The sequence below is a fragment of the Anatilimnocola aquadivae genome, from assembly GCF_049819085.1.
GTDB lineage: Bacteria > Planctomycetota > Planctomycetia > Pirellulales > Pirellulaceae > Anatilimnocola.
Genome location: NZ_CP187419.1, coordinates 6,299,638 through 6,323,496 on the forward strand (window position 1 = coordinate 6,299,638; position 23,859 = coordinate 6,323,496).

The window sequence follows — 23,859 nt, forward strand, 5'->3', positions numbered from 1 at the left end:
GCGATGCCCAACGATCGCTGCTCTTCTGGTTGTTGAATTTTGTCTATCGGTACGCACATGAAGCCTTCGACGAACATCATCCTGATACTTGCGGCCTTCGTTTCAATCAGTTTCGTGGGCTGTGGTGGAAAGCCGAAACCACCTCCGCCCGTTGCCGCGCCAACGGCGCTCTCGCTGGAGGAATGGAAGCAAATCACGGATATTTCCGACAAGTACGACGGCGCGACACTCGATCGCTTGCGGATGAAAGATCCTCGCTTGCAGAATGAGCGGGCGTGGCAAGCTTTTATGAACCAGAATGTGATTCCGGAACGGATGAAAGACATTCCCGTGGCGCCGGGGCAGAAGGCTCCCTAAGCTCACGTCAGATTGGACGGAGTGACAATTCGCGGCCATCGATCAAGACTCGCTCGATGGCCAGCTGCTCATTCAGCACCAGCACATCGGCACGCTTGCCGACGGCCAGGCTGCCCAAATCGTGATCTTGCCCGGCGATCTTGGCGGGGGTGAGCGAAGCCATGCGAATCACTTCCCAGAGCGGACGTTTGGTCAGCTGCTGAAAAGTGCGGACCATGTGATCCATGCCCATGCAGCTCGAGGCCAGCGCTTTGCCGTCGAGTGTCATGCCGACATCGTCGCGTTTGAGCAATGGCTCGCCTCCCACCAGCGGGCCGATCAAGTATTCACCATCCGGCATATCGAGCGCCCGGCTGGTATCGGTAACCAGTGCCAAGCGATCGGGGCCTTTGATCTTGAGAGCGAGCAGCAGCAGGCCCGCATCGAGATGCTTGCCGTCGGCGATGACTTCAGTCGTAAGTTCGTCGTAGTAGAGCGTGGCTTCGAGCACACCGCCTTGCATCGGATACATCTGAAACTGCCGCAGCTTGCTCTTGTCGCTCATGGCACAGTACAGGTGATCGACATGCCGCACGCCCCACTCGACGGCCGCTGTCATCTGGTCGAACGTGGCCCAAGAATGCCCGACATTTGTCCGCACGCCCTTCGCGCGACAAGCCAAGGCAAACTCTTTGGCTCCAGGAAGCTCCGGGGCTACGGTGGCGGTGACCAGATCAGCCGCGTACTCGAGATACTGACTGAACTCTTCTTCGATCGGCGGGCGAATCGGCCCCCCGGGATGAGCGCCGCGGGCTTCGTAACGAAAGTAAGGTCCGTAGAAGTGAGCCCCCAGCACTCTCGCGCCGTTAGGCTCGGGCGCATGACGAAACCGACGTGTCTGCTCGAGTGTCGCCATGATCTGCTCGTGCGTGGCGACCGTGGTCGTCGCAGCCAAGCTGGTAGTACCATGCCGCGCGTTGGCTTGGAGCGCGAGCCGAAACGCTTCCGCGGTGCCGTCCATGAAGTCGCCGCCAGCGCCGCCGTGGACGTGCAAATCGACAAAGCCGGGCGAGAGATAGCCAGCGCCGACATCAATGACCGTCGCACCCGCTGGAGCTTCTGCATTGCCAATCAGGACGCCAGTGATGCGTTCGCCTTCGATCAGCAGCGAACCGCGCTCGATGCGATCGGGAAGTACGAGTTGACCACGAAAGATCAAAGGCTGCGACATGAAAACTGCTCAGCGAAGTGGCGAAGGAGATTCGTCGGTGCGCTCAGCAGCATATCACAGCCGGGGATGTTCGCTGCAACTCACTTCCATCAGCTTCCTGCCATGCTGCCTTGGCGGCAGGAGCATCGCGCAGTTCAATGAGTTGCTCCACTTTTTCGTCGGTCGGTACAATGAGGCGTAAGGGTCAACAGCATGGAAAACGAAAACCTTTCGCCAAGCCAAGTCCTCGGACATGTGTTGGCTGAGATTCGCCAAGTGTGTGAAGACAACGTGAATGGACTTGATTGGACGACAAGCTACTTTGTGCTTGAATCAGGGGTATCGTTTGCGCTGCCCGGTGAATGGGGAGAGGGATTATGTCGTGAATCCCTGCCCGCAGGATCGGTGCGTCTAAGCGGCGTGGATGCTGTCGCTGGCAAACGCATCGCTGCTCTTCTTCGCCCCCAAATCGGTGCCGATATTCCTAACGAATCTCTCTATCTTTTGTTCGAGGATGGGTACCTCGTTACAGATATAACGGGGGCCTATCATGGCACAAGTTCCACCGGCATCTATATCTTTCCGCCTGGCGAAATCGACATGCGTCAACTCGTTGCGGTGTGGGGCGGCACCCCGCCAGCCTGCTGATTTCAAACTGATCGGCCGCCGATCGAACGGCACACTACGCTCTCAAGTGCGGGGCGGTGAGAACTTGATTTTTTCGATGAGCTTGATGGTCTCGCCGGAGCGAGGATCCAGCCTGCCCGAGATGGCGGTGATCGCGGCAATGGCGTGCTCGTATTTGAGCTGTGGATCGCATTGTAATTCCACTTCAGCGGTGTCGCGCAACGAACCTTCGCCCACGATGGCGGCCAGTCGTTGATGAACGCGCTCCCACCGATCGGACCCGCTGAACTCCGTTTCGGCCAGTTGCACGCGCGTGCATTCGCCGGATTCGTTCGACTGCAGCCTGACTAAAATCGGTGGCAGTAGCTCCGGACGCGTCGGGCCATCGACCACTGCCAGCGGCATGCGAATCTGAAAATCGCCTTCCGCAGTTGCGATCTTCAGGGTCATCACAAAAAACGTGAGCAACTGAAAGACGATGTCGATCATCGGCGTCATGTCGATCGCGATCTTATCCGACGCTTTCTTCTTCATCGACGACTCCTCGTGGGATCGGCCTTCACAGGCTGGAAGCCTATGCCACGAATACCGTTCGCCGCGTCACTGCAGAGTTATTCCCGATGGTCAGGTTCTGTTTGCTACAATCGCGACTCGGAAACTACTTCCCTACTCTCGACCTGAACAACCATGCGCAACACCTGGACCTTTCACTCCGCGGGACAGATCCTTTTTGGCAATGGCGCCGTGCAGCAACTGGGCAAGCGATGCCTGGAACATGGCTGGCAGCGGGTGTTGCTGGTGACCGATCAGCAGCTGGTGAAGGCGGGCATCGCGCCGCGCGTCGAGAAGTTGCTGCGCGAGGCCAAGCTGGATGTTGATGTCTTCGATCAAGGGGCTGCGGAACCGAGCGTGGCGCTGGCCGTGCAGTTGGCCGAGCAAGCGAAAGCATTTCAGCCGCAGGCGATCATCGGGCTGGGTGGCGGCAGCAACATGGATCTCGCGAAGATCGCGGCGGTGCTGGTGACGCACGGGGGCGATCCGAGCCAGTACTTCAGCTTTAACAATGTGCCCGGTCCCGTGCTGCCCATCATTGGCGTGCCAACGACGGCCGGCACGGGAAGCGAAGTTTCGCATGCGGCCGTGCTCACCGATACACACAATCACATCAAGGTCAGCACGCTCAGCAATCACCTGCGGCCGGCGCTGGCGGTGGTCGATCCCGAGCTGACTTACACCTGCCCGCCGAAGGTGACCGCCGATAGCGGGATCGACGCGCTGACGCATGCCATTGAGGCTCTGACCGCCATCGACTATTCGCTGCTGCCCATTCCGGCCAACGAAGACGTTGCTTACTGTGGTGCTCATCCGCTCGGTGGTTGCCTGGCCGAGAAAGCGATCGAGCTGGTTGGTCACCATTTGGCTGCCGCAGTGGCCGACGGATCGAACAAGACGGCTCGCGAAGGGATGGCCCTCGCCTCGACGCTTGCCGGCCTGGCATTTTCCAATTGCGCGGTCGCGCTGGTTCACGCGCTCGAGTATCCGCTTGGAGCCGTGCTCCATTGTTCGCATGGGGCGGGCAACGGCCTGTTGCTGCCGTATGTGATGCGGTTCAACTTGCCGGTTCGGACCGCCGCCTTTGCCCGCATTGCCTGGCTGCTGGGCGAAGACACGCGGCATAACACCGAGCAAGAAGCGGCCGAACGAGCCATCGTTGCGGTCGAACGGCTGAGGGCCCAGATTGGCATCCCGGCGCGTATTCGCGAACTGGGTGGCACGCGCGAGCAGCTGCCTACTTTCGCCGCCAAGGCCTTTGCCATCAAGCGGCTGCGCGATGTGAACCCGCGCGTTGCTTCTGAACAGGACTTGCTGGAGATTCTGGAAGCAGCGTTCTAAGGTTCGCGAATGAAAGAATCTCGCTTGGCGGGGGCGAAGTCCGGGAGTTCAAGCGACTGCGAGGTTTTACGCGAACAACCGCGCGAGCGGGCTGTTAGTGCAAAAGCCGTTAAACCCCCGGGGCAGGCCCGGGGGCGAGATTTGCTGGGGTGAATGCAAACTTGAAGTGCAATACCGCATGGAATCGTCGGCAATTGCTGATGTCTGGGATTGTCTAATTATTATTCGCAAAGCTTGATCGAGACTTCGCTAAGCACAGCTACCGCAAAAATGCTGTCTGACACCTGTTAGCGGCACCTGCTGGCACTTCTGCGTTGCACTTCAAGTTTGCATTCACCTGGGCTGATAGGCGTGAAAAATTGACGTCGTATGTCGTCGAGTTTTCAGAGTAAATAATTCTTGAGATCATTGACAATGAATCACCACTTTGCGCAAATGGCGGGAGTGTTGTGCGATTGTTGTGGCCAAGAGCGAGGGCCGGGAGTGCGCGCGCTTCACTGCGTTCTGATGCGCAGAACGACGGGCACCCGCGCGCATTGATCGGGCGGGCCGTTGGCCCTCGGCGGTGCGTTTGATCTCATTTCCAGACCTGCGGTCGGCGCTGGTATCCAGCGCACCGACGGTGCTGCGGAATGAGCCGACAGGCTTTGGCAACTGGAAGTTTAGGGGCTTTGCATAAGGACTGGATCGGCGAAGCAACGACCGCAAGCGGCTCGGCTCACCAAAGGAGCGGTTGGACTTGGCAGGTTGGTCGGGCATCGCTGAGCGGATGCTAGGGAAGATTGATTTCCGTAAAGGAGTTGATGGTGATTGCAGTGGGCGGACTGAACAGCCCCCCGAAAGGAGACTGTTCAGAGGTTATCAACTGGTTATCAAGAAATCGGGGTAATGACTAGGTCATTTCGTCGTAAGTGAATTCGCTTAAATAGTTAGAGTCGATTGGTTATCGCGAAAAAAATCGCGCAAAAGTTATCAAAACTGGTTATCAACGCGGTGAGGAATGGACTGGCAAATTACCGAGCTTAAGGGCAAACGACCAACTCACCGGCCGCTGGTGGCGGCTAATTGCCGGTTGCTGTCTTGCTGTTCGACTTGGAGCAGCCAGCGATCGAAGACGAAGGTGCCAAAGGGGAGCAGGGCCGCGAGGGCGGCAGCGCCCCAGAACAGCGGGGACCACCAAGGGCGGCGGATGGTGACTTCGAGAACCGAGAGGACAAACAGAATAAAGAGTCCGCCGTGGATGCTGCCGACGACTTGCACGGCGAGGGGCTGGCCGGCGAAGTACTTGAGCGGCATGGCGATGAACAGCAGCACCAGGTACGAGATGCCTTCGAGGATGCCGATCCAGCGGAGTCGATTGAGCGGGGTGTGGAACATGCGAATCGACTTTTTGCGGGAAGGAATTCGGGGGGCTCGAGATGCTGTCATTCTGCCGGCGTTTCGCGGGCTGGGCAACGGCCGTCAGTACACCTGCGGCGGTGGCCCTCCTGCCTGTTCAGCTAGGAAGGGGAACTGTATTCTTAACAGACGTTTCGCCCCGTTTTTCTGCTCCTATCTCGCTGTAAGCCCTGCCGCCGTGGCCGATGAACTGACACATTTCGACGAAGCGGGGGGGAGCCGGATGGTGGATGTGTCGGCCAAGGCCGTCACGCTGCGAACCGCCACGGCCAGCGGAATCGTGCGGATGCAACCCGCGACGCTGCAACGGGTTAAGGAAGGGACGCTGAGCAAGGGGAACGTGCTGGAGGTGGCCCGATTGGCCGGCATCATGGCCGCCAAACGGACCGCCGACCTGATTCCCCTGTGCCATACCCTGCCGCTGGAAGGGGTGACCATCGGCTTCGACTTCCTCGGGACCGACGCCGTGCAAATTTCGGCAACGGCTCGGGTGACCAGCAAAACAGGGGTCGAAATGGAAGCATTGGTCGCCGTATCTGCAGCCGCCTTAACCATTTACGACATGTGCAAGGCCATCGATCGCGGGCTGGTGATCGAGCGGATTCAACTGGAAGAAAAGACCGGCGGACGAAGTGGCCATTTTGTCCGTGAAGCCACCAGCAGCTCTGCGGTTAAGTCCCTGGAAGGACCGGCACTTCGGCCGGACCACGAATCATGACGCGGCAGGATGCAGAACCCATGTCCACACTGACCGCCGATCCCGGCACGCTTTCGCCTGCGCTGCAAACGCTGTACGCCCCGGTCGCCGAGGAGCTGGCTCAGGTCGAAGCCATCTTCCGGCGAGAGATGCATCACCCGCATCCGTATGTCGACGAACTGGTTCGCTACGGCTGCTTGCTCGGGGGCAAGCGACTTCGCCCGGCGTTGCTGCTGCTCACCGCCAAGGCCGCGGGCAAGGTAACCAACGAACACTTGATTCTGGCGGCCGTCGTCGAGATGGTGCACACGGCGACGCTGGTGCACGACGATGTGCTCGACAACGCGCAGATGCGGCGTCACCTGGCGACGGTGAATGCCCGCTGGGACAACGAAGCCAGCGTACTCCTTGGCGACTATCTGTTCACGCATGCCTTTCACCTGGCCAGCACCATCGACAGCGTGTTGGGGTGCCGCCTGATTGGCCACTCGACGAACATTGTCTGCGAAGGTGAGTTGCGGCAGAAGGGAACGCGCGGGCAGTTCGACCTGGGCGAAGAAGAGTATCTGCAAGTGATCGAAGCCAAGACCGCGGAGCTCACCGCTTGCAGTTGCCGGCTAGGTGCGCTGTTCGCTGGCCTGCCCGAAGCGAAGGTTGAACAGCTCGATCTATATGGTCGCGAGTTAGGAATTGCCTTTCAGATTGCTGACGACTTGCTGGACCTGGAAGGTGAAGAAGGAGCCACGGGCAAGTCGCTGGGAACCGATCTGGAAAAGCAAAAGCCGACGCTGCCGCTTATTCACACACTGCGTGAGGCCTCGCCCGAAGATCGGAGCAAGCTGCTGGAACTGCTCACAAGCGAACAGGCCACGCCGGCTACGCTATTGCCGTATTTGAATCGCTACGGTGGGCTTGAATACGCGAAGCAGCGGGCGCAAGAGTTTGCTGCTCAATCGCGAGCGCGGCTCGATTGCCTGCCAGAGTCTCCGGCGAAGTTCGTGCTGCAGATGGTCGCGGACTTTGTGGTGCAGCGGTCGCACTAAGGTCGGTATGGATTGATCAGGCTGCGCGGCGGAGTGGGATGGTACTAGCGGGTTGCCGGTTGAATTCGAACTGCTGATCCCACGCGCGGTCGAGCGTGACGAGTGCGCTTTCGAGATCGACGGCGCGATACTTGTGCCCTGGCATTTCGCGGCACAGGCCCATGCGCTGCAACTTGCCCAGGGCATCGCTGACTTCGAAATCGACGTGCAGCCCGAGCTTTTGGTGCAGCCAGGCTTCGGCGGAGCGATCGAGTTGTTCGCTGCTGACGGCTGCGAAACCGCTCTGCCGCAAGAGCCACCAGGCGAGGATGATCTCTCGAAATTCCTGCTCTTCGGCTTCGTCCAGCAAGCGATGCATTACGCCCGCGTTGCTATCGAGATTCTGAAAGTACAAGCTGCGTGTGAGATTGAGATGATACCGATCGCGTGTGTTGAGGTAGCCATAGAACGACCGCAGGCCGTAGCCAAAGACGCCGCTGAGCAACGCCAGGAAGGCAAGAGTTCCCTGCAGACTGGCGAAGGCAACCGCCGCGGCACCTTGCACCAGCTTGAAGGCGGTGAAGCCGACGCCGGAAAGCGTAGGGAGCCAGATCTTGCCTTTGTCCAGCAGCGACATCCGCACTTGCGTGCCGGGCAACAGCATCTCGATATCGGACTTGGGAATGTTCTTGAAGAGCTTGAGTACGACGGCGGAAGGATCGAGAGGCTGATTCGGCGCGGCACCTTTCTTCAAGCGGAACATGAGGGCGAGTCGCTGGTAGGTGCAGATTTCGGTCTCTTGCCAGCGACCGAACTTGGCCCAGTTGCGAATGGTCTTCTTGCCGATGACATCGCCGCGCACGTAGATCTCGAGCCGTTCGAAGATCTCGAGATTCGCCAGAACCTCGACGCCGGACTCGTTGTGAGTTTGCAAGGAGTACTGCAACTCGTCGGCAGAGAGTCGGCGGAAGTTGGCGCGTTGCAGGAGATCGTCAAAGCGGTCGAACAGACGGACGGCGAGACCTTCGCGCTGCTCAACGGTCAGCACTTCGCGCGGCTTGGGTTCGGCATCGGGATCGAACGGCGCGTAGGCGTCCTTCAGTTCTTCCAGGTGCTTGTGAAAGTCGTGATGGAGAGTGGCTTCGACCAGCTTGCAGAAGTGGGCAAATGGCTCGCGCTCGTGAAGCTCCAGGGCGGAGTCGTTTTGCAGCAGGCGAACGAGGTCGGCCTTGCGAATGGGAATGAAGTGCTCGAGCGGCCGAGCGCCTCGGTCGTGCGGCAGTTCGCGGGCGACGCTGCTGGGGGCACGTCGCTTGGCTTGGGGAGGCAAGCCGGCAGGCGCGCTGGCAGGCTGATTGGGTTCGGATGTCATCGGCAGCAGGCTCCCTGGCGTACGGGCGCAGCGGTGGCTTATCGCGTCGAGTATCGACGAGCCTGCGAGCCGCGCTCCAGCATTTCAGGCGGGAGAATACAGAAAGGCCGCCGGCAGCGACACTTCAAAACCAAGCCGGCAAACTGCGTTGGCCAGCGAAGCAGCGAAAGCTTGCTACACGGGCAATTGTGCCAGCAGGCGAACCATTTGCAGTGCTGCTTCGGCACACTCGTGGCCTTTGTTTCCCACATTGCCACCCGAGCGATGAATGGCCTGCTCGAGCGAATTGACCGTGAGTACGCCGAAGAGCATCGGCACGCCAGTGACCAGCGAAAGTTCGCCCAGGCTCAAACTCACCTGGCGATTGATGTGCTCGTCGTGGGTGGTTTCGCCGCGAATGACAGCACCCAGATTCAGCACAGCCGCGTAGTGGCCGGACTCTGCCATGCGCTGGGCGATGAGCGGAATCTCCCACGCGCCAGGAACCCAGGCGACGTCGATGTCGCCATCGGCAATGCCCGCTTGCGTCAGCGTGTCGATCGCTCCCTGCAGCAGCTTGCCCGTGACGTTCTCGTTGTAGCGAGAGACGACAATGGCGAACCGACCGGAAACAGGACCGCTGGCTCCATCAAAGGTGCGAGGCATGTGAGGAAGACTTTCGAATCGAGACCGTCACCAAATGAACGCGGCACAGCATTGACTGCCGTGCCGCAGAGGATTTCTCTATTCTACCGCGAGCAGGGCTCGCTGGCTGGGGCCTATGGCACCCGTCGCCGCTTAGTAGCGACGACCGCCGCCGCCGCCCCCATCGCGATCACGGCCACCGCCGTAACCACCGCCACCTCCACCGCCGTAACCACCGCCACCTCCACCACCGTATCCGCCATCGCGACCACCACCATCACGGCCGCCACCGCCGTAGCTGCCGCGAGATTCACGGCCTCCACCGCCGCCACCTCCGCCACCGCCGTAACTACCTCCTCCTCCACCACCGCCGCCATATCCACCGCGACCACCACCATAGCCGCCGCCACCTCCACCACCACCGTAACCACGTCCGCCGCCACCGCCGCCTCCACCCGAGCTGCGTTCACGAGCTTCGTTCACGACGAGAGGGCGACCGTTGCAATCTTGTCCGTTGAGAGCTTCGATGGCTGGTTCGCAGTCGGCATCGTTGGCCATTTGGACGAATCCGAACCCGCGCGAGCGGCCGGTTTCACGATCCATAATCACTTCGGCCGCTGCAACCTGGCCGAACTCGCCAAACATGGTCTCCAAGTCCGACGAGGAGTACGACCAGGGCAAATTGCCCACATAAATCCGCTTCATACACAGGTCCTGTAACAGTAATCCCAAAACATTCCAATGCGTGCCGACGAACAGTTACCTGAAACCGCATCCTACGCGGTGAGGCACACGTCGATTCTCCTTGGACCCTGTCGTTCGGCGATTGGAAGCAGACCCGGTCGACAAACAAAAAAGGCTCTTGGACAAGCGAACCAACAATCCCACGTCGCCGCCTCGGTCCATAACCCGCGCGGCAACTGTTCCAGCATTGGGGGGAAATATAACCGCTAGCGAAAGCGGCAAAAAGAGCAAGTCCGGCAAAAATTGCCGGTCCTGGAAAGCCACAAAGCCAGGCACATTTTGTGGCTTTGAAGAGTCACGCGAAGAGATTCTTGACCAGTGGCAGCTAGGGCACAATCGCGCTCTTGCCGTCCGACTTGCCGCCAAGTGCTTGGTAGTTGTCGTGGTCAATATTCTGTTGCAAAAAGCGGACAGAACCATCACCGAAGAGAAAGTTGGCACCGCCGGGATGCAACGACTTGAATCCCAATTCCATGTTCCAATTGCAAGGACGTTTGCAGTTGTCGGTCGAAGCGTTGTTGCAGCTATCGGCGTTGATGGGGACGATCGTCGACGTCAATCCATTCGCGTTGTTCGAGCCAGCCCAACCGCCGTTCACGTGAATCGAACAATCGCGGCGGACTTCGCCAAAGAAGATCGTCTGCGATAAACCATCGGTGACTTCTGCAAGTCGAGTTACGCGTCCTTGGCGATAAAAGGCACCAGCGCCATTCTGCTGAGGTGCCGGATCACCGTGGGGCACGATGGCGTACGCCACCCAACTTGCGCCGGTCGAACACGAACACGAAGGGCTATCGGAATGACCGGTCGGGCCGCAACTGGCCGTGTAGTTGTGAATCGCCCGACCGTTGAGCAAGCCGGAATTCTTGTCGCTCGGGCACGTATAAACTTTGAGCTTTGTCGCCGCGATCAATGCGCCACCGGGCAAAGTCTGATTGTCCGGAACCGAGTTGAAATCGAACTTCTCGTACAGAGATTGTTGCTCAAGGAAGGGCAAAATATGAATCAAGATCGGGCCGCGATTATTGGCGTTATTTGGTGCGGCACTGGAAATCCAAATCGAACCGGGTGGCAATGTGCGCAGCGTATCGGAGTAGTTGTGAAGCGCGATGCCAATCTGCTTGAGGTTGTTGACGCACTGCGTTCGCCTCGCGGCTTCACGAGCGGCTTGAACGGCCGGCAAGAGCAGCGCGACCAAGACGCCGATGATGGCGATCACGACCAGAAGTTCGACGAGGGTAAATGCGCGGCGAGATGGATTTTTCATGGGAGCAAGTGATTGGAGAGGTGGCGAAACGAGTCGCACAAATCACGCGGACCGTCATTCATTTTACTGACGAGGTCAGTTCTTCGATAGCTTCAAATCAACGGCGGGCATCCCCTTCTTTACCGCTTGCTGGAAACCGGACGATTCCTTTTTGCCGTACTTTACCGGCAGGTGATAGGTCGTCCGCATGGTACCAGCTTCGCCGGAGGTGCCATCTTCGTTGACTTTGATTCCCTCCATGGTGATCTTGCTGACAACCACGGCGTAATCTCCTTCGACGGCTCCCTTCTTGCCATCGGTTTCCAGTTCGAACTTGCCGTCCTTGTCTGTCTTGCCCACAGCCGGAAGCGTGCCCCCGGCTGGAGCAGCGCCGGCCGCAACTGGCATAAACATGACGCTGGCCCCTTCGACGGGCGTGCCGTCAAGAGTGACAGTGCCGGTAACGGGCACGACCACGGGACCGCGAGGACCACAGCCGGAAACGAGCAGGAGGGTGATAACTAGCAGGGAGAGGATGAAGCGGTTCATTTTTGGGAGAGCTACTTGGGAGCGTCGGGAATGTAGTTAAGTGTGTAATACGCCATGTTGTGGAGTAACGGCAAACCAGCGGCGGAGGTGACACCCGCTGCTTGCAACTCGTGCACATGACCTTCCTGCAATCCGGTGACGAACAGCCGGGCCTTTAGACCATCGGGCGAGACTTCGACCTTGGTAATTTCGGGCGTGGTCTGATCGACTTCGGGGCTGCCGTAGGCTTGCTGATAAATGTACGTGTACGTCGACAGCTTGTACGACTTTGGATCGCCAGCGGTTTTGGGATCAACCTTCTCGGTGAAGGTCAGTTCGAAGCCATCGTGCTGGGCGTGCATTTCGAGAATCTCGAACGGCGTCTTGCCCGTCCACACCAGGCGATCGAGCGAATGGGGCTGAGTGCCACGCGAGCCCCAACCTCGATTTGTACCGCCCACAAACAGCGAGCCATCTTTGTTGAAGAGCAACGACAGCGAACCAGAACCCATGCCAGAACGGAACGGGAAGCAAGCACCTTGATAGTGATCTTTCACTTTCTCCAAGCAGACTCGCATTACCGTACTGTGTGTCTGATCGCCGACGAAGAGTTGGTCTTTGAACGGACCGAACTTGCCGCCGGAAACATCCGTCGCAATACCCGCAGCCGATTGCCCCATTTTGTTGTAGGGAAAGTAAACAGCTGGTGGTTCCAGTTCCGGAATACGCTTGGCTTCGACCATCATCCGGCTGCCACTCTTCGGATCTTCCGGACGCGGCCCCATCACACCGTTGGTTTCCGAGTACCAGCCATTGCCGCCAGGATGGCCGACGAACTTGCCGGGCTTCAGGTGCTTCAGGCTGCAGGCACCGTTCCAGGGACCTTGATTGTCGGTATAGAACATATCGCCAGCTGCATTCATGCCGATACCGCCGGGCGAGCGAACACCGCTGCACGTCGGAATGACTTTGCCATCGGGCGTGATGCGCAGACACCAGCCTCGATACTTGTTTTTGCTATCGAACGAGCCGGTCAAGCAGAGGACCACCCACAAGTTGCCGTCCTTGTCGAACTTGGAACCAAAGGCGTACTCGTGATAGTCGCCGTTGATCTCCCAGCCATCGCTAACCGTCTTGAAGATGTCAGCCCGACCGTCTTTGTCTTCATCTTTGATCTTGGTGACTTCGCACCGCTGGGTGGCATAGAGCCAGCCGTCCTTATTGAGCGACAAACCGAGCACTTCGTGCAAGCCACCGGCGTACTTCGAAAACGACGCTTGCTCGGGATCCTTTGTCAGCGGTTCGTCGAGCAAAAAGATGTCGCCCCGGCGAGTTGAAATTGCCAGCTTGCCGTCGGGCAGCCATTCCAGACCACCAGCTTCCAAGCTGATGTATTCCGGGACGGGGAAGCGGACGATTTGATAATAGTCTTCTTCCTTGGGCATCTGGGCATTGGCCAGCGAGGCAACCAGCAGCGTGCCGAGCAGGGCGAACAAGTATGAGAGTTTGAAGCGTGGCATAGAGCTTATTTCCGAATGATTGAAGGCAAGTGAAGAACCGACTCCGCAACGACCGCCAACATTACCAGTCGTATTCAATCGTGAGGTTCGCTTCTCGATTGGCGAAGCGGACGGGAATGAGCAGTTCACTCTTGTTGTTACTTTGCCGCACGATACCTTTTTGATCAGTGCGAACTCGCAGAGTCCACTGGCCGTTGATTTTGAAGCCGCCATCGACGGCTTCGATCTTGTCAGCGACCACGGCGCGATACTGCAACTCGGCAGGGACTTCAGCACCTTCGCGGGCTTTGAAGGTGAACTTCCGCTGGAGGACGTACACTCCTGGCTCGCCTGCCGGCGCTGGATGATCTTCGATCTCGATCCCGTTAAGGGCGTACAAGAAGGTGGGCTGTCGTTTGGCTTCGAGGCGATAACCTTCGAACTGATAGCCCAGATCCTTTGGTTTTTCCGTCGGCCAGGCATCGGTAGAACTCTTGAGCACGGCGAACGGAGCACCATCGGGCAACTTGACGACGTTGTCGCCGAGCGGCGGTTCGTAGCCAACACCGCGGCCGGTCCAATGCCGCGAAGCGTCCATGAAGCCGTTGTGCCAGATCATCGCCAGCCGCAGGTTATTGGCATCAAAGGCGAGATTCAGCTTCTCGGGATAACCAACACCGATCGCGCGAGCGCCAGCGCCTTCAATGAAGTTGCGATACATGATTGCTTCGTCAAAGGCGATCAGTTCGATCGCTCCGGTCACCAGCCCCGAGGGCAAGCTGGCCTTGTCACCATCCGACAGGTACGACCAGATTGCAGCAATCTGCTTGGTTGTATTCCCTTCGAGAATCTTCGGCAGTTGCGATTCACCGTTGGGCCAGCCAGCGGGCATGCGCGTGCCCGGTCGATAGGCTTGTGGGTTGATCAGATAGTGATGGAACCACTCCGGACGCAACCGCTTGGTCATCGTCGTCAGGCTGAGAGCCTGAATGCCCGTTGACTTCTTATTGGCAAAGGTGTGGCACTTGATGCACGACATCCCTTGTCCGCCGACGAGTTGACGGCCGACTGCCTTGAATTTCTTGTCTTCCGGATCGATCTCGGCGGCTGCAACTGGTTTAACGAGGTTGGCGTCGGTTGATTCAATCCCGGCAACGAGACTCTCGACGTTCTTCAAACCAAAGCGAGGCATGCGGGTGAACATGTAGGGACGGTCTTTGGCCCCTTGGTCCATGACGGTCTTGATCCATTCACTCTTGAGCTTGGCACCTGCGCCGGTGAGTGAAGGAGGAATGCGACCTTCGTCGCCCATTTCGGGCATATCGGATTTGAAGTGCGGATTGCGGCTTTCTTCGACGCCACCCAACTCACCGCGGGTATGGCACGAGATGCAGTTGAAGCGAATCAGGTTCAGGTCGACGAGTTGCTGGCCGGCGAGTTCGGTCACGGGCTTGTTGGCTGCAGCTAACGCAGCCAGCAGAGCACTCTGCTGACGAGTATCAAGCGCGTAGCGAGGCGATTTATCGGAACTGGCATTCAAGCAGCCGCCAGCGCCTTTTAGCTCAGCTAATGCGGCCGCCATGTTTATCGGTTTGGCCGCGACTTGTTTGCCATCCTGCTTTAGCGAATGGCAAGAGGCACAACCCAGCGTCGTGAAGTACTCACGTCCCTTCTCGACCAACTCCGGCTTCCGCACGAATGCTTCAGGCTTGGGCTTTGGCTCCTTGGGTTCGGGAATGACGATCAGCGTAGCCAGATCCTGCGGTGGTTTCCCCTTGGCTTCGAACAATACTTGCAACTCTTCTCCGCCACCCTGCTCAAAGTATTCGACGACTACGTTGTGCAGGCCCGCCTTCAACTTCAGCGGCTTGCGCTTCTGGCTGAAGGGATGAATACCGTCGTTCTCGATGATGGTCTTGCCGTCGATGATCAGCCGCGAGCCATCATCGGAGCCAATCAGAAACAAATAGTCGACATCGGTATCGAGTTTGATGGTGCCATCAAAACGCAAGGCGAAGTTGTCTTTGCGCTTGGCCACTTTTAGATCGAAGCCTTCGGCATCGCCGGTTTCTTTGGGCTTCAGCGTGCTGAAGTCGGGCAGCTTGTCCCAGGTTCCTTCGTAGTACGAATACTGCAGGCCAGCAGCCATGTCCAAATCGTTGAGCAGGAACGAAGCCACATCGCGGGCATCGGCGGAGTTCAGGTTCAAGTGTGGCATCCGGCCGCCGGGTCGGACGATAAGCGGGTTTTGCAGAAACTCGGTCAAACCGGGAAGCGTGTACTTGCGCGAGGGGATGCCGATCGGAATGGAAGTTGGCAACGCGGCTGGTGGGTTCTCGGCTGGACGCGGATCATGACAGGCGAGACAGCCAACCGAGTGATAGAGGGCTTCGCCGCGTGCGGCACCACCCCGGAGCGGAGCCACTTCTGTCGTGTTGCCCGTTGTGGCCAGAAACTGAACGATCGCTTCGACGACTTCTTTCCGGCCACCTTCGGGGATGCCGGCCAAGGCGTTGGGCATGGTCGTGCCCGGCTTTACGGCCTGCGGATCCATCAGGAACTTGAGCAGGTACTCAGGGCGTACGCGGTTGCCCAGCGTATCCAGCACCGGCGCCGGCTTCTTCTGAATGTGCTCGGCCAGCGATTTGTCAGCGGTATGGCACGCAGTGCAGTTGAGCTCGCCCAGCAACAGATTACCGGCCGCGATTTGATCTTTCGCGGTGGCGTGGTAACGCTCGAAAGGGATCACGCGCGGCGGCACATCAGCCGCAAAGAGCTGAACTGCGGAGGCCGACGCCAGCAAACCGACGGTGAGCAGGGAACGAAACACACGACCTGGCATGGGCAACTCCAGCTGGGAAGGGCAGCAAAAGGCGGGCGGCGCGGAATCAGCCTGTTTTCAACGGAAGCAGTATTTTCATTCGAGGCTGTCGCGTTGCGGGCCTCCAATCATGCGTGGCCGACAACCCCAGTGTCAACTATCCGCAGCTGAAAATTGGCTCCGTTGCTCGTATCGCGGCTACTTCCCAAAGTTGATTCCGCTCGAAAGCACCGTCTACAATCGCGGGCCGCGATCACACTCTTGCCGCATTTGAACGGGAGTCAGCTGATGCCTAAAGGACCGCCCAAGCTCGTTGCCTTGGATCACGACGACTACTACGCGAAACACGTTGGGCATACCAAGGAGGGCGATCAATTCTTTTTGACGACCCCCTTTGTGCCGGCCAGCAGTGGCAATCCAGGACGAGAGTTCATTGCCCTCTACTTGTTCGACAAAGCGGGTGCGCTGAAAACAGCGACCATCGAGGATGTGGGCACGCGGGCGACGCTGGACGAAACTGCCTGCGCGGCTCGCCGAGACGAATTGCTGGCCTCGTTGGGCCCGGTCAAGTTCCGCAAGATCAAGGTCGCGCCGTTCCAGATCGAACGCTTTGGGGTCGAGTTCGGTTTTATTCCGCAGGAGCCCGACGAAGCCGGCGAGGACTGGAGCGTGATTGTCGAGCCCGGCAACTACATGTGCTTCTGGCCGCCTTGGTCCAGCGGCGAGTACGACACCTGACAGTTTGGCCGGCACTCCTAGAAAACTTGCGGCAGCCCGCCTGCTCAGCGGTTGGCGAACTGCCCGTAAGTAGTCATAATGGCAGATTCTTCGGTCGGTCACGGTACGCACGGCAATGATCGCTGGCGACTGCGGCCGAACTGGGATTCTTTGAGGAGCTTCTCCCCTGAGTACGTATCGCATTACGGTTGGCTGGTGGGTGGTCGCAGCCATTGTGGCCCTGCGCGTCGGTGTGGGCCTGCACTTCTATCTGGAAGGCACCACGAAGCTAAACGACCGAAAGCCGTTTACCGGCGGCTTCTTTGCCAATGCCAAAGGTCCGCTGGCTCCCATGTACCGCCAGATGGTTTGGGACATCGACGGCGAGTATCGCCTCGACGGCGGCGGCACGCTGGCCTATTGGAAAGACTACTCCAAACGAGTCGGCGAACATTTTCATTTCGATGAAAAGCAAACCAAAGCGGCCGACAAACTCGTAGAGGAATATACGAAGCGCGCCAAATGGTACTTCGGCTCGAAGGCGGACGACATTGAAGAGTACCGACTCCAGTTGAAGCGGCGCGACGAAAACCGCGAAAGTCCCGTGCGTGCGGGACTCTCGTCGTTGCAAGCTCACGATGCTCGGATCGATTCGGACCGCAATTCACTCCGCGGCCCGATTCTGGCCGGCATCGACAAAATGTGGGTCGATGTTGAAAACGATTTCAACGAACTTGCCACGTCGGAACAATTAATCAGGCATGGACGAATGCCCATCGGCAAGATGGGGCGCCGGCCGCTCGATTCGGAGTTCATGGACTGGTTCATTCCTTACTTTGATACCATCGTGGGTCTGCTGCTCATCATCGGCCTGTTTACACGTCCTGCGGGGATTGCCGCCGGGCTGTTTCTGGCCGGGGTTTGTGCATCGCAGTGGCCAGGCTACGGTGGTGCACCGATTTTCTATCAGTTTGTCGAGATGCTCGCTCTGTTCGCGTTGGCCGCGATTGGTGCGGGACAATTCTGCGGTTTAGACTACATCGTAGCCGGGCTCTGGCGGCAATATCGCCGGAACCGAGTACCTTCAGCCAGAACAGTATCGGCCCCGAGTGGCTCGGTGAAACAAGGAGCGAAAGCATGAATCTGACACCAGAAGAACGGGCTGTTGGTCAAGAAAACTATTACGCCGCGATGGACTCGTACGATCGCAGTCCGGCCGCCGAGCCCTTCAATCGCCGCGACTTCCTCAAGGGTGTAGTCGGGGCGGGCATCGTCTCGGGCGCCGGTCTCGGGGCGACCTACTTCTGGAAAGAAAGCCAGAAGCTGGCCAGTCCAGTACGCATCGCCGTCATCGGTACCGGTGACGAAGGTGGCGTGCTCATCAACGCCTGCAATCCCGACTATGTCGATGTGGTCGAGATCTGCGACATTCGCCCCTACAACGTCCATCGCGCCTTTCACGGCGACTGGGCCGGCGATGTGGCTCTCGCCAATCGCCAGGGTCTGATCAAGCGCTACGGCTACTCGGACGAAACCGCTGCCAAGCAAAAGATCAAAGTCTCGACCGACTACAAAGAAACGCTGAAGAACCCCGACGTCGAGGCGATCATCATCGCCCTGCCGCTGCACTTGCACGCCATCGTCGCCGTCGAAGCTCTGCAAGCCGGCAAGCACGTGCTGACCGAAAAGCTGATGGCTCACAATGTGGCCCAGTGCAAACTGATGGGCCGAGTTGCCGACAAGACCGGCAAGTTGCTGGCCGTCGGTCATCAGCGGCACTATAGCGTGCTCTACGACAACGCCGTGAACCTGCTCCGCTGGGGCGCGCTCGGCGAAATGCATCACATCCGTGCCCAGTGGCATCGCGGCAACTTGCCCGGCAACGATAGCTGGCAACAGCCTTTGCCTTGGGAAATCGAAACGATCAACAAGAAGACCGGTAAGTCCGAAAAGACCAACTTTGTCGCCAAGAAGCTCAAGGATCTGCAAGACGATCTGAAGGGCGAGAAGAATCCTGCCGCCGCTACCATGCTCGCCAAGCAAGTTGCGCAATGGGAAGCCTGGCTGCTCGACGCCGACGTCGATGCCAAGAAGTACGGCTACAAAGACTTTGACCTGGGCAACGGCAAGATTCGGGAAGCTCGCGAAGAACTGGCTCGTTGGCGGTTGTTCCAACGGACCGGTGGTGGCTTGATGGCCGAACTCGGCAGCCACCAACTCGACGCGGCCAGCATTTTCTGCAGCGCCCTGCGCAAGGACGGCAAGAAAGCTCACCCGCTGAGCGTGCATGCCGTGGGTGGTCGTCACACCTTCCCACTCGATCGCGAAGCCGAAGATCACGTTTACTGCATGTACGAATTTCCTGGTCCCGGTTACGAACCGGGCTACGATCCAGGCTACTACGATGCCGCGACCGGCTATCCCGGCAGTGAAACGGGCATTCCTGCCTACGACGCCGTGAAGCATCCCGAAAAGAAGATCGTCGTTACCTACTCGTCGATCAACGGCAACGGCTGGGGTGGCTATGGCGAAACCGTCATGGGGACCAAGGGTACGTTGCTGCTCGAACGCGAGCAGGAAGTGCTGCTGTTCAAGAACAGCGACACCTCAACCAAGATCGGCGTGAAGGACGACAAGGGTGGCCCGTCGCTCGATACCCAAGCCAGCGGCAAGGGTCCCTCGCTCGCCAAGGCAGCTGCCTCGTCCGGGCCGGTCAGCCGCGGTTATACCGAAGAGATCGAGCACTGGGCCTGGTGCATTCGCAACCCGGCTCCCGAGAATCAGCCTCGCTGCAATGCCAAGATCGCCCTCGGCGACGCTGTGATTGCTCTCGCCACGAACGTAGCCATCGACAATGCCAACAAGGGCAAGGGTGGCTACCTCGCCTTCAGCGAAGATTGGTACGACATCAACAACGACGCCACTCCCGACGGCAGCGACATCAAGGCTGAAGCCAAGAGCCTGGGCGCGGACCTCGTCTAACGCCAAAAGTTCTGAGTTCAGAGTTCTAAGTTCGGAGACAAGACTTAGAACTCATTCTCAGAATTCCTGTCTCAAAACTCAGAACTCGCAACTCAGAACTTAGGTCTGCCATGCCTCGTGTTCTCGTCACGCCGGTGGTGTATGCGAGCGGCAAGGGGCCCTGGCGCGACGTGCTGGATGCAGCAGGTTTTGAAGTGGTGATGGCCGAGGGAGATTGCACGCTGCTGTCTCCCGAGCAGTTTCTCGAGCAGTTGCAAGGGATCGACTGTACGCTCGCGAGCGTCGAGCGCTACAGCGAGCAGATCTTTGCGGGCAGCAAGTTGCGGGCAGTCGCCCGCGTGGGTGTTGGTTACGATGCGGTCGATGTCGCTGCTGCGACGCGGCACAACTCCGCCGTGATCATTACCCCCGGCACGAACGAGCATTCGGTCGCCGAACAGGCGATTGCCCTGATCACAGCCGTCTTTCGTGATACCTGCACACGCGATCGTGAGATTCGCCGCAACATCTGGCGGCGAGATTGCCCGCGACGTCTCGCCGGCAACACCATCGGCTTGGTCGGGCTCGGTCGCATTGGCCGCGCGATGACGCCCCGCTGCCAAGGTCTCGGGCTGAAGGTGATTGCCTACGATCCCTACGCCGATGCCGGGTTCGCCGCGCAGCGAGGCATTGAACTGGTCTCGTTCGCCGAGTTGCTGGCTCAGGCTGATATCGTCAGTCTGCATATGCCGTGCACGCCAGAAACCACCGACATCATCAACGCTCGCAGCCTCGCGCAGATGAAGCGCGGCAGCACACTAATCAATACGTCGCGCGGCGGTCTCGTCGACGAAGAGGCCCTGGCCGATGCCCTCGCCAGCGGGCATCTGTTCGGCGCGGGGCTCGATGTGACCAAAACGGAACCGCTGCCGCAGAGTAGTCGCTTGCGGCAGTTCGAGAACGTGGTCTTTGCCCCGCATCTCGGCGGCATCGATCAAACGGCGCTCGACGCCATGGGCAAACTCGCCGCCGAATGCCTCGTCGATCTCTCCCTCAACCGCTGGCCTCAAGGCTGCGTCGTCAACGACGGCCTGCGCGAAGGCTGGAGTTGGTAAACTTTTTGAATCTTCTCGCCCCCGCCCCTGCGGCGGGGGTTTATTGGCTTGTGCACTATCGATAGCCGGTTGTTGCGCGAATCGCTAGCGCAAAAACCGTTAAACCCCCGGGGCAGGCCCGGGGGCGTATGATCGAAACAAAGGAACCTGACCACCATGCTCCGCTACCTGCTTGTTGCCGCTTGTTTGCTCGCTCTGCCCTTGCACGCCGCTGCGGCCGAGAAAACGAAGAAGGTGCTGTACATCGGCATCGACGGCACGCGGTTCGACGCGGTGGAGAAGGCAGAGACGCCGAACTTGCATGCCCTGATGAAGGAAGGGATTCACTCGCCGAACTGTTTGATTCTCGGCGAGCGATACCAGAAGAACGACACCATCAGCGGGCCGGGTTGGTCGACGATTCTGACCGGCGTGTGGGCCGACAAGCATGGCGTACACGACAATCAATTCAAAGACAGCAAGTACGCCGAGTTCCCCCACCTGTTTGCTCGCCTGAAGGAAGTGAACCCCAAAGCTCGCACCGTTTCGCATGTCACCTGGAAGCCGGTGCACGAAAAGATCACCTCCGCCGCCGATGTCACCGTCAATTACGAAGAGAAGGCACACACGGTGCTGGACTACGACCGCTACGACAACAGTGCGGTTGATGCTGGGATCAAAGAACTGCAGGAAGGCAATCCCGATTGCCTGTTTGTGTACATCGGTCAGGTTGATGTCGCCGGTCATACGCACGGGTTCCATCCCACCGTGCCGCAATACACTGAGGCGATTCAGCGGGCCGATGGACTGGTGGGCAAACTCGTTGCAGCAATGAAGGCTCGCAAAACGATTGCTGACGAAGATTGGCTGGTGGTCGTCACCACCGATCATGGCGGCAAAGGCAAAGGGCACGGCAGTGGGCACAAGGTTCCCGAAATCCTGAGCAGCTTTTTGATTGTCAGCGGGCCGTCAGCCAAGCGAGGCGTCTTCGAAGAGCAGATCTATCTCGTCGATCCAGCCGTAACGGTCCTCACGCATCTGATCGGCAAACCGAAGGACGAATGGAAGCTCGACGGCAAGGCTGTAGGATTGAAGTAAGCCACTACTGAAATCGTTGTCAGGCAGCCAGTGGTGACAAAGGCCTGTCACTGTGCTGGTGAGTAGCGCTCTCGCTTGCGCCAGAATCAGCAAATCTTGGTTGCAAGCGATCGGCTGCGCGGCCAGAATCTGCAGCAATGATTTCCCCGGTCATTGTTAGGCACTTCCCTGCCGAAGAGTCTGTATGCCTGATTCGAATCCGCAGATCCACATCGATGGCCCCCTTCTGCGACAAAAGGTTTTGACGTATCTCCGGTCGGACGTCGGCAAATCGACCCTCGAGATGTTCGACATCACTTTTGTCGACTGCCTACTGATTACCGCAGTCACGCTGGTCATGGGCATTTGCCTGCTCCCCACGATTGTGTTCACCCTGGTCGCAATCAAGTGCCTGTGGAGCGTGTTGACGCTCGAAGCATTTGCCTCGCTGGGGAAGAAGCTGTCGGACCAACCCGAGAAGATCGTGCCGCTCATTATGCATGGCATCATCATTGGCCCCGACCGCAAACACGCGCTGGCGCTTGGCACCTTTATGCCTCCCGAACAGTATTCGGCAACCTGGTTGGCGCGCAAGGCCGAGTTGTTCGCTTCGATTTATGCAAACAGGGACGTCGGTGCCGATGCCCAATACGATGAACTGCGGACCATCCTGCGGGACGATACCTTCCGGAGCGACCGGCGGCGGCGCGTGCCCGCTCGCTTTGCCGAGGGAAAGGATCTGTTGCTCTTCGATATTGTGATCGACACCACCGAGACCATGGCCACCGCGGACGGCGATGTCCTCCATTCGTTTGTCGGTGAATACGGGCCGCCCGAGGATCGCGGCGAGAAGGGCTCGATTCAACGGATTCCCTGGGGCGTGGTGAGCGAGGCCGTGCAGTTTGGCCCCAAGCTGCCACGGGCGAAACTGCTTCACCTGGCGAACTCGGGAGCCAACGAGACATTCGATGCGGAAGTTGTGGAAGCAGAGACTTTCACCGCAGAAGCAGTTCCCTCCAAGCCTTTACCCTGGATCAAGGTTTCGCTGGTCTTGCTCGCCATCATTGCCTTCTGCGGTTTGGGCGGTTTTGTTATCCGATCGGGCAAACAGGATGACGCGGACAAACTGGCCGCGGAGATGGGCAATCACCCGGTTGTCGTCGAGCAACTAGGGGGCATTGAAGAATGTAGTTACAGCTTCATTGGCAGTTTGAACGAAGGTCGCAAGCGCCACGTTTACGACGTCCGTGGTCCCAAGGATTCTGGCCAAATCGTGACTCGTGAATTCCTGTTCACGGTCATTTCGACCAAACTGCGAACCTCGGCGGGTGAGTGGGAACTGCTCGACGAGGAGCTCAACCCAGCTCCCGGCGATCCGGCTGAAGAGTAGCTGGACTTTTTGGCATTTTCTGAGGTAACCCGAAGCGTTAGCGAGGAGAGCGCAAGGGAGGCACAGAACTGAACTCTTTCGCAATTCGTTCGCTAGACTCTTGTGGCGAATCAGTTCCGGGCGAAGCGAATGGTCTGGCTACGCCTACACTTCCGTGCGGCGAGAAGCACTCTCCTCGCTGACGCTTCGGGTTTCCTGAAACGCGCCTGCACCGGAAGCGACGTGCAATGCTGGCGCAAAGGACTAAAAAATAATTAATAATCTATTTTGGTGACCTAACTAGTCACTCGCTATGCGTCTAATGACGATGGCCGATTTCGTAAGAGGCGGCCAGCGATCTTTGGTAATTTGGGTTTTCAAATCTGTCGTTGAGTGGCTAGATTCGTCGCAATTTACGACACCCTCCAAGCGAGGGGCGTTCACAAACCTTGTGTGGTCGCGAGCTCAGTAGTGCGTATTTCCCGAGGAATACGTGGATCAATGCTTTCCCAGGGTGGTGGTTTGTGAATAATCACAACCCAGACGACATGCAGAACTGCTGACTTACGGCGAAATAGGTTGGCGGTAATTGCTTGCCAAATGAGATGAGTGCCGACGAGGGCG

At 58.5% G+C, this 23,859-nt stretch carries 21 protein-coding genes; 11 read left to right on the forward strand and 10 right to left on the reverse strand.

What is annotated here, in order from left to right:
- Positions 1-57: 57 nt before the first annotated feature.
- On the forward strand, positions 58-357 hold the full coding sequence (locus NA78x_RS24730; protein ID WP_425615060.1) for a hypothetical protein: 300 nt from the start codon (positions 58-60) through the stop codon (positions 355-357).
- A gap of 7 nt (positions 358-364) precedes the next feature.
- On the opposite strand, the gene NA78x_RS24735 is transcribed toward NA78x_RS24730, so the two are convergent.
- On the reverse strand, positions 365-1,567 hold the full coding sequence (locus tag NA78x_RS24735) for an N-acetylglucosamine-6-phosphate deacetylase (RefSeq protein ID WP_425615061.1): 1,203 nt from the start codon (positions 1,565-1,567) through the stop codon (positions 365-367).
- A 192-nt stretch (positions 1,568-1,759) separates the two neighbouring features.
- Here NA78x_RS24735 and NA78x_RS24740 point away from each other — a divergent pair, with 192 nt between their 5' ends.
- Positions 1,760-2,194 (forward strand): hypothetical protein, encoded by a 435-nt coding sequence (locus NA78x_RS24740; RefSeq protein ID WP_425615062.1) that lies wholly within the window; start codon positions 1,760-1,762, stop codon positions 2,192-2,194.
- A 42-nt stretch (positions 2,195-2,236) separates the two neighbouring features.
- Here the strand turns inward: NA78x_RS24740 and NA78x_RS24745 are convergent, their stop codons facing one another.
- A complete protein-coding gene (locus NA78x_RS24745) occupies positions 2,237-2,707 on the reverse strand; it encodes an ExbD/TolR family protein (RefSeq protein WP_425615063.1) in 471 nt (156 codons plus the stop codon).
- Positions 2,708-2,860: 153 nt separating this feature from the next.
- Here NA78x_RS24745 and NA78x_RS24750 point away from each other — a divergent pair, with 153 nt between their 5' ends.
- Positions 2,861-4,066: an iron-containing alcohol dehydrogenase gene (locus NA78x_RS24750; RefSeq protein ID WP_425615064.1), complete on the forward strand. Its 1,206-nt coding sequence runs from the start codon at positions 2,861-2,863 to the stop codon at positions 4,064-4,066.
- A gap of 1,041 nt (positions 4,067-5,107) precedes the next feature.
- On the opposite strand, the gene NA78x_RS24755 is transcribed toward NA78x_RS24750, so the two are convergent.
- The gene (locus NA78x_RS24755; protein ID WP_425615065.1) at positions 5,108-5,443 is read right to left on the reverse strand and encodes a DUF3817 domain-containing protein; all 336 of its coding nucleotides are present in this window, start codon (positions 5,441-5,443) and stop codon (positions 5,108-5,110) included.
- Positions 5,444-5,642: 199 nt separating this feature from the next.
- Between NA78x_RS24755 and moaC the strand changes: the two genes are divergently transcribed.
- Both moaC and NA78x_RS24765 read left to right on the forward strand, forming a co-directional pair.
- Positions 5,643-6,182, forward strand: a complete 540-nt coding sequence (gene moaC, locus NA78x_RS24760) for a cyclic pyranopterin monophosphate synthase MoaC (RefSeq protein ID WP_425615066.1) — start codon at positions 5,643-5,645, stop codon at positions 6,180-6,182.
- Positions 6,183-6,202: 20 nt separating this feature from the next.
- Positions 6,203-7,204, forward strand: coding sequence for a polyprenyl synthetase family protein (locus tag NA78x_RS24765; RefSeq protein WP_425615067.1), 1,002 nt, complete (start codon positions 6,203-6,205; stop codon positions 7,202-7,204).
- 16 nt (positions 7,205-7,220) lie between these two features.
- Here the strand turns inward: NA78x_RS24765 and NA78x_RS24770 are convergent, their stop codons facing one another.
- The 7 genes from NA78x_RS24770 to NA78x_RS24800 form a co-directional block, all read right to left on the reverse strand.
- A complete protein-coding gene (locus NA78x_RS24770; protein ID WP_425615068.1) occupies positions 7,221-8,555 on the reverse strand; it encodes a TMEM143 family protein in 1,335 nt (444 codons plus the stop codon).
- Positions 8,556-8,729: 174 nt separating this feature from the next.
- Complete coding sequence (gene ribH / locus NA78x_RS24775; RefSeq protein ID WP_425615069.1) at positions 8,730-9,200, reverse strand: 6,7-dimethyl-8-ribityllumazine synthase; 471 nt, start codon at positions 9,198-9,200, stop codon at positions 8,730-8,732.
- 132 nt (positions 9,201-9,332) lie between these two features.
- Complete coding sequence (locus NA78x_RS24780; protein WP_425615070.1) at positions 9,333-9,884, reverse strand: RNA recognition motif domain-containing protein; 552 nt, start codon at positions 9,882-9,884, stop codon at positions 9,333-9,335.
- A 364-nt stretch (positions 9,885-10,248) separates the two neighbouring features.
- Positions 10,249-11,190, reverse strand: coding sequence for a DUF1559 domain-containing protein (locus tag NA78x_RS24785; protein ID WP_425615071.1), 942 nt, complete (start codon positions 11,188-11,190; stop codon positions 10,249-10,251).
- A 75-nt stretch (positions 11,191-11,265) separates the two neighbouring features.
- The gene (locus tag NA78x_RS24790) at positions 11,266-11,718 is read right to left on the reverse strand and encodes a hypothetical protein (protein WP_425615072.1); all 453 of its coding nucleotides are present in this window, start codon (positions 11,716-11,718) and stop codon (positions 11,266-11,268) included.
- Between the two features lie 11 nt (positions 11,719-11,729).
- Positions 11,730-13,217 (reverse strand): DUF7133 domain-containing protein, encoded by a 1,488-nt coding sequence (locus NA78x_RS24795; RefSeq protein WP_425615073.1) that lies wholly within the window; start codon positions 13,215-13,217, stop codon positions 11,730-11,732.
- Between the two features lie 61 nt (positions 13,218-13,278).
- Complete coding sequence (locus tag NA78x_RS24800; protein ID WP_425615074.1) at positions 13,279-16,038, reverse strand: PA14 domain-containing protein; 2,760 nt, start codon at positions 16,036-16,038, stop codon at positions 13,279-13,281.
- 267 nt (positions 16,039-16,305) lie between these two features.
- On the opposite strand from NA78x_RS24800, the gene NA78x_RS24805 reads away from it, so the two are divergent.
- From NA78x_RS24805 to NA78x_RS24830, 6 genes are all read left to right on the forward strand, one after another.
- Complete coding sequence (locus NA78x_RS24805) at positions 16,306-16,755, forward strand: hypothetical protein (protein WP_425615075.1); 450 nt, start codon at positions 16,306-16,308, stop codon at positions 16,753-16,755.
- A 199-nt stretch (positions 16,756-16,954) separates the two neighbouring features.
- Positions 16,955-17,875, forward strand: coding sequence for a DoxX family protein (locus NA78x_RS24810; RefSeq protein WP_425615076.1), 921 nt, complete (start codon positions 16,955-16,957; stop codon positions 17,873-17,875).
- A complete protein-coding gene (locus NA78x_RS24815) occupies positions 17,872-19,716 on the forward strand; it encodes a Gfo/Idh/MocA family protein (protein WP_425615077.1) in 1,845 nt (614 codons plus the stop codon). Before NA78x_RS24810 ends, NA78x_RS24815 begins: the two co-directional genes overlap by 4 nt.
- Before the next feature lie 110 nt (positions 19,717-19,826).
- Positions 19,827-20,810: a phosphoglycerate dehydrogenase gene (locus tag NA78x_RS24820; protein WP_425615078.1), complete on the forward strand. Its 984-nt coding sequence runs from the start codon at positions 19,827-19,829 to the stop codon at positions 20,808-20,810.
- Positions 20,811-20,966: 156 nt separating this feature from the next.
- Positions 20,967-21,887: an alkaline phosphatase family protein gene (locus tag NA78x_RS24825; protein ID WP_425615079.1), complete on the forward strand. Its 921-nt coding sequence runs from the start codon at positions 20,967-20,969 to the stop codon at positions 21,885-21,887.
- A 184-nt stretch (positions 21,888-22,071) separates the two neighbouring features.
- A complete protein-coding gene (locus NA78x_RS24830) occupies positions 22,072-23,256 on the forward strand; it encodes a hypothetical protein (RefSeq protein ID WP_425615080.1) in 1,185 nt (394 codons plus the stop codon).
- Positions 23,257-23,859: the final 603 nt, after the last annotated feature.

Excerpts from the sequence above, each read along its gene's own strand:
- NA78x_RS24740 (WP_425615062.1), top strand. The coding sequence starts at position 1,760 with ATGGAAAACGAAAACCTTTCGCCAAGCCAAGTCCTCGGACATGTGTTG.
- NA78x_RS24735 (WP_425615061.1), bottom strand. The coding sequence starts at position 1,567 with ATGTCGCAGCCTTTGATCTTTCGTGGTCAACTCGTACTTCCCGATCGC.
- NA78x_RS24770 (WP_425615068.1), bottom strand. The coding sequence starts at position 8,555 with ATGACATCCGAACCCAATCAGCCTGCCAGCGCGCCTGCCGGCTTGCCT.
- NA78x_RS24800 (WP_425615074.1), bottom strand. The coding sequence starts at position 16,038 with ATGCCAGGTCGTGTGTTTCGTTCCCTGCTCACCGTCGGTTTGCTGGCG.
- NA78x_RS24805 (WP_425615075.1), top strand. The coding sequence starts at position 16,306 with ATGCCTAAAGGACCGCCCAAGCTCGTTGCCTTGGATCACGACGACTAC.
- NA78x_RS24745 (WP_425615063.1), bottom strand. The coding sequence starts at position 2,707 with ATGAAGAAGAAAGCGTCGGATAAGATCGCGATCGACATGACGCCGATG.
- NA78x_RS24820 (WP_425615078.1), top strand. The coding sequence starts at position 19,827 with ATGCCTCGTGTTCTCGTCACGCCGGTGGTGTATGCGAGCGGCAAGGGG.
- ribH (WP_425615069.1), bottom strand. The coding sequence starts at position 9,200 with ATGCCTCGCACCTTTGATGGAGCCAGCGGTCCTGTTTCCGGTCGGTTC.
- NA78x_RS24765 (WP_425615067.1), top strand. The coding sequence starts at position 6,203 with ATGTCCACACTGACCGCCGATCCCGGCACGCTTTCGCCTGCGCTGCAA.
- NA78x_RS24815 (WP_425615077.1), top strand. The coding sequence starts at position 17,872 with ATGAATCTGACACCAGAAGAACGGGCTGTTGGTCAAGAAAACTATTAC.
- NA78x_RS24750 (WP_425615064.1), top strand. The coding sequence starts at position 2,861 with ATGCGCAACACCTGGACCTTTCACTCCGCGGGACAGATCCTTTTTGGC.
- NA78x_RS24825 (WP_425615079.1), top strand. The coding sequence starts at position 20,967 with ATGCTCCGCTACCTGCTTGTTGCCGCTTGTTTGCTCGCTCTGCCCTTG.
- NA78x_RS24790 (WP_425615072.1), bottom strand. The coding sequence starts at position 11,718 with ATGAACCGCTTCATCCTCTCCCTGCTAGTTATCACCCTCCTGCTCGTT.
- NA78x_RS24830 (WP_425615080.1), top strand. The coding sequence starts at position 22,072 with ATGCCTGATTCGAATCCGCAGATCCACATCGATGGCCCCCTTCTGCGA.
- NA78x_RS24755 (WP_425615065.1), bottom strand. The coding sequence starts at position 5,443 with ATGTTCCACACCCCGCTCAATCGACTCCGCTGGATCGGCATCCTCGAA.
- NA78x_RS24730 (WP_425615060.1), top strand. The coding sequence starts at position 58 with ATGAAGCCTTCGACGAACATCATCCTGATACTTGCGGCCTTCGTTTCA.
- NA78x_RS24780 (WP_425615070.1), bottom strand. The coding sequence starts at position 9,884 with ATGAAGCGGATTTATGTGGGCAATTTGCCCTGGTCGTACTCCTCGTCG.
- NA78x_RS24795 (WP_425615073.1), bottom strand. The coding sequence starts at position 13,217 with ATGCCACGCTTCAAACTCTCATACTTGTTCGCCCTGCTCGGCACGCTG.
- NA78x_RS24785 (WP_425615071.1), bottom strand. The coding sequence starts at position 11,190 with ATGAAAAATCCATCTCGCCGCGCATTTACCCTCGTCGAACTTCTGGTC.